Origin of the sequence: Streptomyces sp. MRC013, from assembly GCF_023614235.1 — a bacterium.
In the GTDB taxonomy this organism is placed as follows: Bacteria; Actinomycetota; Actinomycetes; order Streptomycetales; family Streptomycetaceae; genus Streptomyces.
Genome location: NZ_CP094264.1, coordinates 1,290,019 through 1,302,898, shown reverse-complemented (window position 1 = coordinate 1,302,898; position 12,880 = coordinate 1,290,019). Strand labels below are relative to the sequence as shown.

The window sequence follows — 12,880 nt, the reverse complement described above, 5'->3', positions numbered from 1 at the left end:
CTGTTCCCGTGGACATCAAGACCGCATCCGCCCTCCACCGCCTCCGCCTCGTCTCGGGCCCCGAGGCGGTCTCCTTCCTCGTGCTGCTCGTCTGCTCGGTCCTCAAGCGCACCACGGAGTTCAACGCCGTCCCCTTCATGGGCGCCGTCCACGGCTTCCTCTTCGTGCTGTACCTGGTCTTCTGGCTGGACGCCTGGAAGAACGCGAAGTGGGATGTGAAGACCGGCGCGCTGTACTTCGTCCTCGCCGTGGTGCCCTTCGGAGGCTTCTACGCCGACCGCAGGCTCAGGCGCGCCGCCGACGCCGCCGTGATCGCCTCCCGCGCCCGGCGCGAGGGGACGGTGGACGCGTGATCGTCGCGTTCTCCGTCACCCCGCTGGGCGTCGGCGAGGAGGTCGGCGAGTACGTCGCCGAGGCCGTGCGCGTCGTCCGCGAGTCGGGCCTGCCGAACCGCACCGACGCGATGTTCACCTCCGTGGAGGGGGAGTGGGACGAGGTCATGGACGTCGTCCGCCGCGCGGTGGCGGCCGTCGAGGCCCGCGCCCCGCGCGTCTCCCTCGTCCTGAAGGCCGACATCCGCCCCGGCGTGACGGACGGCCTCACCGCCAAGGTCGACGCGGTGGAGCGCCGCCTGGCCTGACCCCGGCGCCGCCCGCTGCGGCCCGCTCCCTCCGGCCCCCGACCCGCCGAGCCGTACGCCCGGTCGGGGGCCTCCGGATCGACACGTACCGGCCCGTCCCCTTTCGTGGGGGTAAGCGATCCCGCTCGACAGGCTGGAGACACCGGTGCCCAGGTCGGAGGGCGGCGGTGCCGGCGACGGCGACGGGACGGCTCCCGGCGGCGGCTACGACTACGACGCGTACAGCCGCCTCGCCGGCCCCCTGACGGACCCGGGCACGGCGGCGTACACCGTCGGGTACCGCAGCCCGCTCGGACGCGAGCCGCACCGAGCGCGGGCCGTACTGCTCATGACGCCCGCCCCGGTGCTCTCCGCGGTCCTCCTCGCCTACCTGGTCCGGCCCGGCCAGCCGACCGCCTCGCGGGCGCCGTGCGACCGCGTGGGGGCCGTGCGACCGCGTGGGGGCCGGTCGCCTCGAACCCCACCGCGCGGCGGCCGCGGAGCGTGACGGGTCCCCTGTCCGGTCGATCGCGCCGGTCACGGCCCTCACCACGACCGTACGCGTCGGGGGCGCCGACACCCGGGGCGAACGCCGCCCCGGCGCGGACCGCACCGACGGGCGCGGCCTGCTCCCGGCGGCCGTCCCGCGACCCGGTGGGGCCGGCGTCCCCGGCCCGGCGGGGTGCCCGGCAAGGGCGTGCGGGCGGAGTACGGGCCCGGCCCCGGGACCCCGACGGCACCGGCCCCTCCCGGCCGTGGACGGCCGCACGGGGCGGCCCTGAGCGGGAGCCGTCCACTGCGTACGAGGGTGCCCCGAGGGCCGCGGAGAAGCGGGGCGGCTCCCGCCCGGTCGGCCGCCGGGAGCGTCCCGCGGCGACCGGAGTGTGAGACCCGGGCGACCGCGATGTGGCCGCTCGGTAAGGTCGGGGCGTGCCGAAGCCGCTCAGCCTCCCCTTCGACCCCATCGCCCGCGCCGACGAGCTCTGGCGGCGGCGCTGGGGGCCGGTCCCCTCGATGGCGGCGATCACCTCGATCATGCGCGCCCACCAGATCCTGCTGGCCGAGGTCGACGCGGTGGTCAAGCCGTACGGGCTGACGTTCGCGCGGTACGAGGCGCTGGTGCTGCTCACCTTCTCCAAGTCCGGGGAGTTGCCCATGTCGAAGATCGGCGAGCGGCTGATGGTCCACCCCACGTCCGTGACGAACACCGTCGACCGGCTGGTCCGCTCCGGTCTCGTCGCCAAGCGTCCCAACCCCCGGGACGGGCGGGGCACGCTCGCCTCCGTCACGGACAAGGGCCGCGAGGTGGTCGAGGCGGCCACGGCGGACCTGATGGCCGTGGACTTCGGCCTGGGCGCGTACGACGCGGAGGGGTGCGCGGAGATCTTCGCGATGCTCCGGCCGCTGCGGGTGGCCGCGGGGGACTTCGAGGAGGGGCAGGGGCGCGCGTAGACCGCCCTGGCCGGGTGGTTACGCTCGATGGCATGAAATCCAGCGTGCTGACCCGCTACCGGGTGATGGCCTACGTCACCGCCGTCATGCTGTTGATCCTGTCGACCTGCATGGTCTTCAAGTACGGGTTCGACATGGGCGAGGACGTGACCTTCGTGGTGTCCCAGACCCACGGCATCCTCTACATCGTCTACCTCGTCTTCGCCTTCGACCTGGGGTCCAAGGCGCGCTGGCCGCTCGGCAAGCTGCTGTGGATCCTGCTCAGCGGCACCATCCCCCTCGCCGCGTTCTTCGTCGAGCGCAAGGTCGTCCGCGAGGTCGGGCCGCTGATCGCCGGCTCCGCCCCGGCCGTCGCCGAGGCCTGAGCCCCGGGCCCGCGGGGGCCCGCCGAGGCCCCGGCCGTCGGGTGTGACGCTCCCCCGGTGGTCGGCCATCGACATTTACTTGGACGTCCTAGTAAATTCGAGGGTATGGACGCTGACGCCATCGAGGAAGGCCGCCGACGCTGGCAGGCCCGTTACGACGCCGCCAGGAAGCGCGACGCCGACTTCACCACGCTCTCCGGGGACCCCGTGGAGCCCGTGTACGGGCCGCGGCCCGGCGACACCTACGACGGCTTCGAGCGGATCGGCTGGCCCGGTGAGTACCCCTTCACCCGGGGCCTGTACCCGACCGGCTACCGCGGCCGCACCTGGACCATCCGCCAGTTCGCCGGCTTCGGCAACGCCGAGCAGACGAACGAGCGGTACAAGATGATCCTGGCCGCGGGCGGCGGCGGCCTCTCCGTCGCCTTCGACATGCCCACGCTCATGGGCCGCGACTCCGACGACCCCCGCTCGCTCGGCGAGGTCGGCCACTGCGGCGTCGCCATCGACTCCGCCGCCGACATGGAGGTCCTCTTCAAGGACATCCCGCTCGGCGACGTCACCACCTCGATGACCATCAGCGGCCCCGCCGTCCCGGTCTTCTGCATGTACCTCGTCGCCGCCGAGCGCCAGGGCGTCGACCCGTCCGTCCTCAACGGCACGCTCCAGACGGACATCTTCAAGGAGTACATCGCCCAGAAGGAGTGGCTGTTCGAGCCGGAGCCCCACCTGCGCCTCATCGGCGACCTGATGGAGCACTGCGCCCGGGACATCCCCGCGTACAAGCCGCTCTCCGTCTCCGGCTACCACATCCGCGAGGCCGGCGCGACGGCCGCGCAGGAGCTGGCGTACACCCTCGCCGACGGCTTCGGCTACGTCGAGCTCGGCCTCTCCCGCGGCCTGGACGTGGACGTCTTCGCCCCCGGCCTCTCCTTCTTCTTCGACGCGCACGTCGACTTCTTCGAGGAGATCGCCAAGTTCCGCGCCGCCCGCCGCATCTGGGCCCGCTGGATGAAGGAGGTCTACGGCGCCACGACCGACAAGGCGCAATGGCTCCGCTTCCACACCCAGACCGCCGGCGTCTCCCTGACCGCGCAGCAGCCGTACAACAACGTCGTGCGCACCGCAGTCGAGGCGCTCGCCGCGGTGCTCGGCGGCACCAACTCGCTGCACACCAACGCCCTCGACGAGACCCTCGCCCTCCCCTCCGAGCAGGCCGCCGAGATCGCCCTGCGCACGCAGCAGGTGCTGATGGAGGAGACCGGCGTGGCCAACGTCGCGGACCCGCTGGGCGGCTCCTGGTACGTGGAGCAGCTCACCGACCGCATCGAGGCCGACGCCGAGAAGATCTTCGACCAGATCAAGGAGCGCGGCCTGCGCGCCCACCCGGACGGGAAGCACCCCATCGGCCCGATCACCTCCGGCATCCTGCGCGGGATCGAGGACGGCTGGTTCACCGGGGAGATCGCCGAGTCCGCCTTCCGCTACCAGCAGTCCCTGGAGAAGGGCGACAAGAGGGTCGTCGGCGTCAACTGCCACACCGGTTCCGTCACCGGCGACCTGGAGATCCTCCGGGTCAGCCACGAGGTGGAGCGCGAGCAGGTCCGGGTCCTCGCCGACCGCAAGGCCCGCCGCGACGACGCGAAGGTGCGTTCCGCGCTCGACGCGATGCTGGCCGCCGCCCGCGACGGCTCCAACATGATCGGGCCCATGCTCGACGCCGTACGGGCCGAGGCCACGCTCGGGGAGATCTGCGACGCCCTGCGCGACGAGTGGGGCACCTACACCGAGCCCGCCGGGTTCTGAGCGGCCCGCCGCCGAAAACCCTTCGTCTCCGGAGGACCACGGTGTGCATGCTGAGGGCATGCACACCGTGATCCGAGAGGCCACCGTCGCCGACTGGCCGGCCCTCTGGCCCTTCTTCCACCGGATCGTCGCCGCCGGCGACACCTTCACCTACCCGGTCGACCTCGACGCCGAGGAGGCGCGCGGCTGGTGGCTGCTGGAGCCGCCCGACCGCACGGTCGTCGCCGTCGACGCGGCCGGCACGGTCGTCGGCACGGCCAAGACGAACCGCAACCAGGCGGGCAACGGCTCCCACGTCGCCAGCGCCAGCTACATGGTCGACCCGGCGTACGGCGGGCGCGGCGTCGGCCGGGCGCTCGTGGAGGACAGCCTCCGGTGGGCGAAGGAGGCGGGCTTCCGGGGGATGCAGTTCAACGCGGTCGTCCAGACCAACACCCACGCGGTGCGGCTCTACGAGGACCTGGGCTTCCGGATCGTCGGCACCGTGCCGGAGGCCTTCCGCCACCCGGAGCGGGGCTACACGGGGCTGCACGTGATGTACCGGCCCCTCTGAGCCCGGTCCGCCCCCTGCGTCCCGCAGGCCCCGCCCGACGGTCGGCCGTCGGTCCGCCCGTCCCGCCGGCGCCGCCGTTCCGGGCCCGACCCCGCCCCCTTCCGCCCCGTTGTCCTTTTCGCGGTCCTGCGAGAGGGCCGCCGGCCTCCGGGCCCGGCACGGCCGTCACCCCCCCGGCCCCTCCGCTCCGGCCCGGCCCGCGGTCTCCCGCGTGCCGTCCCCGTCCGGCGCGTTCAGCCGCCCACGGCGGCGCCGAGACCGCCGAGCAGCAGCGTCGTGAGCCGCCCGATCCACTCCTCGTCGACGGGCTGCCCGCTGACCAGGGCCCGGTGGACCACGGTGCCCGCGATGACGTCGAAGATCAGGTCGTCGGCCGCGTCCGCCTCACCGTCGCGGCCGGCCGGCGTCGCGGGCAGCTCCCCGCGGGCCTGGGCGCGGACCCGGCCCTCCAGGACCAGCCGCTTCTGGCGCTCGACGATGGAGACGCGGATCCGCTCGCGCAGCGGTTCGTCGCGGGTGGCCTCGGAGACGACGGCCATCAGCGCCGTCCTGGCCTCGGGGCGTGCGAGCAGCGCGGCGAACTGGCGCACCACCCCCTCCACGTCCGCGGCGAGGCTACCGCGGTCGGGCAGCTCCAGCCCGTCGAAGAGGACCGCGACGGCATCCACGACCAGCTCGTTCTTGCCGGCCCAGCGCCGGTACAGGGTGGTCTTGGCGACGCCCGCGCGGGCCGCCACGTCGCCCATCGACAGCCCGGACCAGCCCAGCTCGGCCAGGGCGGCGCGGGCCGCCTCCAGGATCGCGGTGTCCGCCGCGGCGCTGCGCGGACGCCCGGGGCGTCCGGCGGCGCCGGGAGGAGGGGTGCGGCGGGGCATGACGGCGACCATACCGGCGGGTAGCAGAAGTGCCCCCGTCGCCGCACGTGTGAGCCAGTTCACTCGCCCGGGTGGTCCACGCCTCCGGCGTTACGGTTACGCTACGACCCGTAGCGGAAGGCCGTGGAGGCCTGCGGCGACAACCACGGGCACCGGGTGGGGACCCGGTGCCACCGCGTTCCGTGCCGTCGCGTACGGGCCACGCGCGCGGACGGGGGAGGATGTACCCATGCAGCCTAGGAACATGTCCATGAGCGGCGTCGTCGACCTCGCCGCGGTGAAGGCGGCCGGAGAGGCCAAGGCGAAGGCGGAGCAGGCGCGCGCGCAGGCGGCCCGGCAGGGCGGCGCCGCGGCCGTCCCCCCGTCCGCGCTGGTGATCGACGTCGATGAGGCCGGCTTCGAGCGCGACGTCCTCCAGCGCTCCGCCGAGGTGCCGGTCGTCATCGACTTCTGGGCCGAGTGGTGCCAGCCGTGCAAGCAACTCGGCCCGTTGCTGGAGCGGCTGGCCGTCGAGTACGACGGCCGCTTCGTCCTGGCCAAGATCGACGTCGACGCCAACCAGATGCTGATGCAGCAGTTCGGGATCCAGGGCATCCCGGCGGTGTTCGCGGTGGTGGCCGGCCAGGCCCTGCCGCTCTTCCAGGGTGCGGCGCCGGAGCCGCAGATCCGCGAGACCCTCGATCAGCTGGTCCAGGTGGCCGAGCAGCGCTTCGGCCTGACCGGGCTGACCGTGGACGCGGACGGCGAGGCCCCCGCCGCGGGCGCCGGGGCGGTGCCGGCCGGCCCGTACGACGCGCTGCTGGAGGCGGCGGTCCGGGCACTGGACTCCGGTGACGTCGCGGGCGCCGTCCGGGCGTACCGGAACGTCCTGGTCGACGACCCCGGCAACACCGAGGCCAAGCTGGGTCTCGCCCAGGCCGAACTGCTCGGACGGGTGCAGGGGGCGGACCCGCAGCAGGTCCGCAAGAACGCCGCCGACGATCCGGCGGACGTGGCGGCGCAGCTGGCCGCCGCCGACCTCGACCTGGTCGGCGGCCACGTGGAGGACGCCTTCGGGCGGCTCGTCGACACCGTGCGGCGCACGGTCGGCGACGACCGGGACGCGGCGCGGGTGCGGCTGCTGGAGCTGTTCGAGGTCGTCGGCCCGGACGATCCGCGGGTGATCAAGGCCCGCGGCGACCTGGCGCGCGTGCTGTTCTGATCCGGGCTCCGGGCGGCCGTCCCGCCGGTGGGGCGGGGCGGCCGGAGCCGGGACCCCGCGCGACCGCGCTTTGCCAAATCTTGGCAAACGCGGTCGCTGTTACTTCCAGTAAGTCGGCCCCGGGCGCATGTCCGGCCATCTGCGCCGAATTCACCTTTCGTCGAACCGGCCGGTAGCACCGTGAGTGTCCGTACGGCGGCATCCCGTCGCGGCCGGTTCGCCAAGCCGTTACCAGTGGGTAACGAACCCTCTTGTGCCCTGGGCCCGGATGGTCCACGATCGGCCACGCCCGGTCCGACACCGAGGCAGCCCGGTGAACAGCCGCGCCGCGTGGTCGGGTCCCCACCGGGCGGGCCGGGGCATTCGCACCGGCCGTGGACAGGGGGGTCCCCGCCCATCCGGCGGGGCCTGTCCGAACGGGCCGCGCGGACGCCTGTGCCGAGCGGCCGTGGTTGTCGCTCGGGGGTGGTCGCCGGTGATCCGGGCGCGGTTCGCGCCCGATCCGCGGGCGTTGCCCTTCCCGAGGACGTAGCGCTTCTCCATTCCGGGTCGGACCCGAGGGGTCCGACCCGGGGATGCACGTCCGAGAAGGAGGAATCTATGGAGTCCCAGATCCGCGGTGGGACCAGATGGAAGCGGTTCGCCGTCGTCATGGTGCCCAGCGTGGCCGCGACGGCCGCGATCGGCGTCGGCCTGTCACAGGGCGCCCTCGCGGCGTCGTTCGCCGTCTCCGGCCAGGAGTTCAAGGTCACCGCCGCCTACCTGCACGGCGAGGGCTTCGCCCAGTACGGCGGCGTCGACATGGGCTACGCCAAGGTCAAGGAAGGCGAGCAGCTCGTCCCGCGGCCGGTGGCGATCTCGTCCTTCAAGAAGGCCACGATCACCAAGATGTGCCAGTCGGTGGTCACGCCGGACGTCCCGGTCTTCGGCAAGATCACGCTGAGGCTGACGGCCGGCCCCGGCCCGAGGGACGAGCAGAAGGTCAAGGCGACCAACCTGTACATCGACGTCACCGACCTCAACGCCGACGCCGAGTTCACCAACATCGACATCGGCATGGCGGCCAAGGACACCGACAAGCCGGGCGTCGGCAAGGGCCCGGCGGTCAAGGACACGGCGAAGATCAACCAGAACGGCTTCGCCCAGCAGGCGGAGTTCGCGACCCTGACCAACGTGAAGCAGAGGGCGTGGGCGACCACGGCCGGCACCTTCAAACTGACCGGGCTGCACATGGGCCTGCACCAGGGTGACGGTCCCGGCGTCGAGTGCTACTGACCGGTGATCCGTGCGGGCGGGCGCGGGGACCGCGAGGCGATCGTGCCCGCCCGCCTCCCTCCTCAGACAGCGAGACCAGTTCCAGGGAGCTTCCATGAGCGCCGAGTCGCCGGAGCGAAACGAGCACCACATCCGCGTCCTCAGGCGGCGGTTCCGTGACTGGCGGGGCACCCGCCCGTTCTGGGCGGGCCTGTTCACCCTGCTGGGCGGAATCCCGATCGCCTACTTCCCGTACGCGAGCCTCAAGCTCGGCCAGATGACCCTCTCGATGGCGACGACCGCGGGATCCGGGGCGCTGATCATCGGAGTCCTGCTGGTCACCCTCGGACTGACCATGTGGTTCCAACAGGCCGTACGCGTCTTCGCCGGAGTCGCCGCCATCCTGCTCGCCCTGGTGTCCATCCCCGTGGCCAACCTGGGCGGCTTCGCCATCGGCTTCCTGATGGCCCTGGTCGGGGGGCGCTCTCCATCTCATGGGCGCCGGGGCGCCCGGAGAGCGAGCCGGCCGGAGAACCGGCACCCCGCGCGGAGGACCTGCTGGAGCCGGTCGCCGCGCCCGCGTACCACACCGAGACGACTGTCGACGCCGACCGCGGGGGGAACCGTGCGGGGTGACGGGACGCAGCCGGAGGCGGCCGACGACGGGGCCGCGCGCGGGAGGGGCGGACCGCGCCACGCGGCCCCCCGCAGATCGCTGCTGAACAGGATCCAGGCACCGGCGGGGAAGGCGCTGGCCCTGGCGGCGATGCCCACGGCCGTCTTCGTGGGCATGAGCCTCACGCCGCGGCCGGCGCTGGCGGACGAGAAGGACGTCCCCTTCGCGCCGGGCCCGTGCGTGACGCGGTCGGACCAGCCGCAGGAGCCGGACGAGCCGAAGCCGAGCCCGTCCCCCTCCGCCCCGGCGTCGCCGTCGGTCACGCCGTCGCCGGGCGGCGGGGCGGAGGCGGGGAAGCCGTCGGGGAAGCCGACGGCGGGCGGGCCGTCGGCGAAGCCGACCGGGGAACCGCAGGCGGGCACCCTCCCGTCCCCGGCCCCGACCCCCACCGCGTCGCGCGACCCGCTGGACCCGCTGGGCGTGGGCAGGGCCGTCGAGGACCTCTTCGACGGCCTCACCGGACGGCGGGAGCCGACCGGAGCCGCGACGCCGACCCCGGCGGCCCCGACCCCCGTGCCGCCGGCCCCCGAGGCCCCGGAGGCGGCCGGGCCGGCGGAGGGCCCGGGGGAGGAGCCCTCCGGGAAGCCCGCGCCCCCGGCGGAACCGGCCGGTGGGGCGGCGGACGGGACCGAGCGGGCCGTCAAGGAGGCCGCCGACAGGGCCGGCGCCCGGGTCGAGGAACTGCCGGAGGAGGCCAAGGGCCTGGAGCCGAGGAAGGACGGGGACGTCCCGGACGACGCCAAGCCCCGCTTCCCGTGCCCGACCCCGGACCCGCGGGCCCTCGCGGAGGCCGAACCGGAGCCCGGCATCCCGCACGTGGCGGACGAACCGTGGCGGCTGGAGAGCACCAGGCTCACGCTGCGCGGGCTGAAGTACCACGGCGTCGTCGAGGTGCGGACGGGCAGCGGCACGGTGAAGAAGGCCCTGAAGTTCACCGCGTCCGAGGTGGACATCAAGGACCTGCACCAGCTCACCGTCCACGGCGACGGCCGCACGGGCCACGTCACCTCCCGGCCCGGTTCGACGTCCACGATCCGCGGCGGCACGGTGACGATGTACACGGAGGAGCTGAAGGGCAACCTCTTCGGCTTCGCCCCCATCACGTTCAGCCCCAGGACCCCGCCCCCGCTGGACGTCCCCTTCGCCTTCTTCACCGACGTGGAGGTCACCCAGGCGGCCCAGTTCGGCGGCACCCTCACGGTGCCGGGCCTCCGCAACTTCATCGAGGGCTGACACCGCGAGCACGAGGGCGGCACCCCGGGCCACCGGGGCGCCGCCCTCGCCGCGTACGGGCCGGCGTCAGTCGTTCGCGCCGCTGCCCAGGTGGTGGACGCGGACCATGTTGGTGGTGCCGGGGACGCCGGGCGGGGAGCCCGCCGTGATGACCATGAGGTCGCCCGGGCTGTAGCGCTGGAGCTTCAGCAGCTCCGCGTCGACCAGGTCGACCATCGCGTCGGTGTTGTCGACGTGCGGGACGACGAAGGACTCGATGCCCCAGCTCAGCGTCAGCTGGTTGCAGGTCGCCACGTCCGTGGTGAACGCCAGGATCGGCTGCGCCGCGCGGTAGCGGGAGAGGCGCCGGGCCGTGTCGCCGGACTTGGTGAAGGCGACCAGCGCCTTGCCGTGCAGGAAGTCCGCGATCTCCGCTGCCGCGCGGGCCACCGAACCGCCCTGGGTGCGCGGCTTCTTGCCGGGGACCAGGGGCTGGAGGCCCTTGGAGAGCAGCTCCTCCTCCGCCGCCACGACGATCTTCGACATCGTCCTGACCGTCTCGATCGGGTACGCGCCCACGGACGACTCCGCGGACAGCATGACCGCGTCGGCGCCGTCCAGGATCGCGTTCGCCACGTCGGAGGCCTCGGCGCGCGTCGGGCGCGAGTTGGTGATCATCGACTCCATCATCTGGGTCGCGACGATCACCGGCTTGGCGTTGCGGCGGCACAGCTCGACCAGCCGCTTCTGCACCATCGGGACCTTCTCGAGCGGGTACTCCACGGCCAGGTCGCCGCGCGCCACCATCACGCCGTCGAACGCCATCACGACGTCCTGCATGTTGGCGACGGCCTGCGGCTTCTCCACCTTCGCGATGACCGGGACCCGGCGGCCGGCCTCGTCCATCACCCGGTGGACGTCCTTGACGTCGTCGGCGTCCCGGACGAAGGACAGCGCGACCATGTCGCAGCCCATCCGCAGCGCGAAGCGCAGGTCCTCCACGTCCTTCCCGGAGAGCGCCGGCACGTTCACCGCCGCGCCCGGGAGGTTGATCCCCTTGTGGTCCGAGACGACGCCGCCCTCGATGACGATCGAGCGCACCCGGCAGCCGTCCACCTCCAGCACCTTCAGCTCGACGTTGCCGTCGTTGATCAGGATCTGGTCGCCCTTGGCGACGTCGCCGGGCAGGCCCTTGTACGTGGTGCCGCAGATCGTCCTGTCGCCGGGCACGTCCTCGGTCGTGATGGTGAACTCGTCCCCGCGGACCAGCTCCACCGGGCCCTCGGCGAAGGTCTCCAGACGGATCTTCGGCCCCTGGAGGTCGGCGAGCACGCCGACGGCCTGGCCCGTGTCCCGGGCCGCCTCGCGGAGGCGGCGGTACCGCTCCTCGTGCTCGGCGTGGGTTCCGTGACTCATGTTGAAGCGGGCCACGTTCATGCCGGCCTCGATGAGCGCTCTCAGCTGCTCGTAGGAGTCGACGGCGGGGCCCAGCGTGCAGACGATCTTGGAACGGCGCATGAGGCGGATCCTATCCGTTTGTTTCTGTACGGAATGTTCCCGGCGGCGGAACGTGCAAAAGGGCGGAATACCGTCCGGTGGAGTTCTCCGGGAATTCGCCGGATCCCGGTTTCAACGGTTCACCAGCGAGTAGGCCTGCCGCGCGATCTCCAGTTCCTCGTCGGTCGGCACCACCGCCACCGCCACCCGCGCGCCCGCGGGCGAGATCAGGCGCGGCCCCCCGGACCGTACGGCGTTGAGTTCGGCGTCCACCGCCAGGCCCAGCCCCTCCAGGCCCTCCACGGCGGCCTCCCGCACCGGGGCCGCGTTCTCGCCGACACCCGCCGTGAACGCCAGCGCGTCCACCCGGCCGAGCACCGCGCAGTACGCCCCGATGTACTTCTTGAGGCGGTGGACGTAGACGTCGAACGCGAGCCGGGCCCGCTCGTCGCCCCCGTCGATCCGGCGGCGGATCTCCCGCATGTCGTTGTCCCCGCACAGCCCCACCAGGCCGCTCCTCCTGTTCAGCAGTTCGTCGATCTCGTCGACCGACATCCCGGCCACCCGCCGCAGGTGGAACGTGACCGCCGGGTCGACGTCACCGGAGCGCGTACCCATCACCAGGCCCTCCAGCGGGGTCAGGCCCATCGAGGTGTCCACGCAGCGCCCGCCGGCCACCGCCGAGGCGGACGCGCCGTTGCCCAGGTGCAGCACGATCACGTTCACCTCCGACGGGTCCCGGCCCAGCAGCCGGGCCGTCTCGCGGGAGACGTAGGCGTGGGAGGTGCCGTGGAAGCCGTAGCGGCGGATGCGGTGCGCGTCGGCGGTCTCCACGTCGATCGCGTACCGGGCGGCGTACTCCGGCATCGTCGTGTGGAACGCCGTGTCGAAGACCGCCACCTGCGGCAGGTCCGGGCGCAGCGCCCGCGCCGTGCGGATGCCGACGATGTTCGCCGGGTTGTGCAGCGGGGCCACCGGTACCAGCCGCTCCACCTCCGCCAGCACCTCGTCCGTGACCACCGTCGGCTCGGTGAACCGCAGCCCGCCGTGGACGACCCGGTGGCCGATCGCCGCCAGCTCGGGGGAGTCCAGGCCGAGGCCGTCGGCGGCCAGCTCCTCGGCGACCGCCCCCAGGGCCGCCTCGTGGCCGGCCACCGGGGCGGTGCGCTCGCGCGGCGCGCCCCCGGCCGGCGTGTGCGCCAGGCGCGAGGCGCCCTCGCCGATCCGCTCCACGAGGCCGACGGCGAGGCGGGAGCCGTCCCGCATGTCGAGCAGCTGGTACTTCACCGAGGAGGAGCCGGAGTTGAGGACGAGGACGCGGGTCGCGCTGGTCACGGGTGCGGTGCTTTCTGTCGTCGGACGGGTGCCGG

At 73.3% G+C, this 12,880-nt stretch carries 12 protein-coding genes and 1 pseudogene; 10 read left to right on the top strand and 3 right to left on the bottom strand.

The genetic code is table 11. The annotated features are described in order from the left end of the window. Positions 1-8: 8 nt before the first annotated feature. From LUW75_RS05695 to LUW75_RS05665, 7 genes and pseudogenes are all read left to right on the top strand, one after another. A complete protein-coding gene (locus tag LUW75_RS05695) occupies positions 9-353 on the top strand; it encodes a DUF3817 domain-containing protein (RefSeq protein ID WP_250334641.1) in 345 nt (114 codons plus the stop codon). After that, positions 350-640, top strand: coding sequence for an MTH1187 family thiamine-binding protein (locus LUW75_RS05690; RefSeq protein WP_250334640.1), 291 nt, complete (start codon positions 350-352; stop codon positions 638-640). Before LUW75_RS05695 ends, LUW75_RS05690 begins: the two co-directional genes overlap by 4 nt. A gap of 145 nt (positions 641-785) precedes the next feature. After that, positions 786-1,022: pseudogene (locus LUW75_RS05685) on the top strand (glycosyl transferase); the annotation flags it as partial. 527 nt (positions 1,023-1,549) lie between these two features. Next, a complete protein-coding gene (locus tag LUW75_RS05680; RefSeq protein ID WP_250334639.1) occupies positions 1,550-2,071 on the top strand; it encodes a MarR family winged helix-turn-helix transcriptional regulator in 522 nt (173 codons plus the stop codon). A 32-nt stretch (positions 2,072-2,103) separates the two neighbouring features. After that, a complete protein-coding gene (locus tag LUW75_RS05675) occupies positions 2,104-2,436 on the top strand; it encodes a DUF3817 domain-containing protein (RefSeq protein ID WP_250334638.1) in 333 nt (110 codons plus the stop codon). 105 nt (positions 2,437-2,541) lie between these two features. Next, positions 2,542-4,242 carry an acyl-CoA mutase large subunit family protein gene (locus LUW75_RS05670; protein ID WP_250334637.1) on the top strand — a complete coding sequence of 567 codons (1,701 nt, stop codon included), beginning with the start codon at positions 2,542-2,544 and terminating at the stop codon, positions 4,240-4,242. A 58-nt stretch (positions 4,243-4,300) separates the two neighbouring features. After that, a complete protein-coding gene (locus tag LUW75_RS05665; RefSeq protein WP_250334636.1) occupies positions 4,301-4,795 on the top strand; it encodes a GNAT family N-acetyltransferase in 495 nt (164 codons plus the stop codon). Positions 4,796-5,028: 233 nt separating this feature from the next. On the opposite strand, the gene LUW75_RS05660 is transcribed toward LUW75_RS05665, so the two are convergent. Further along, complete coding sequence (locus LUW75_RS05660) at positions 5,029-5,670, bottom strand: TetR/AcrR family transcriptional regulator (RefSeq protein ID WP_250334635.1); 642 nt, start codon at positions 5,668-5,670, stop codon at positions 5,029-5,031. Between the two features lie 229 nt (positions 5,671-5,899). Here LUW75_RS05660 and LUW75_RS05655 point away from each other — a divergent pair, with 229 nt between their 5' ends. The 3 genes from LUW75_RS05655 (at position 5,900) to LUW75_RS05640 (ending at position 10,034) form a co-directional block, all read left to right on the top strand. Continuing rightward, positions 5,900-6,871, top strand: a complete 972-nt coding sequence (locus LUW75_RS05655) for a tetratricopeptide repeat protein (protein WP_250334634.1) — start codon at positions 5,900-5,902, stop codon at positions 6,869-6,871. Between the two features lie 600 nt (positions 6,872-7,471). Further along, positions 7,472-8,146, top strand: a complete 675-nt coding sequence (locus LUW75_RS05650; protein WP_250334633.1) for a DUF6230 family protein — start codon at positions 7,472-7,474, stop codon at positions 8,144-8,146. 94 nt (positions 8,147-8,240) lie between these two features. Then, entirely contained in the window at positions 8,241-10,034 is a 1,794-nt protein-coding gene (locus LUW75_RS05640; protein WP_462933694.1) for a DUF6114 domain-containing protein, read from the top strand. Positions 10,035-10,100: 66 nt separating this feature from the next. On the opposite strand, the gene pyk is transcribed toward LUW75_RS05640, so the two are convergent. Together pyk and LUW75_RS05630 are read right to left on the bottom strand one after the other, a co-directional pair. Further along, on the bottom strand, positions 10,101-11,531 hold the full coding sequence (pyk, locus tag LUW75_RS05635) for a pyruvate kinase (RefSeq protein ID WP_250334632.1): 1,431 nt from the start codon (positions 11,529-11,531) through the stop codon (positions 10,101-10,103). A 111-nt stretch (positions 11,532-11,642) separates the two neighbouring features. After that, a complete protein-coding gene (locus tag LUW75_RS05630) occupies positions 11,643-12,845 on the bottom strand; it encodes an acetate kinase (RefSeq protein WP_250334631.1) in 1,203 nt (400 codons plus the stop codon). Positions 12,846-12,880: the final 35 nt, after the last annotated feature.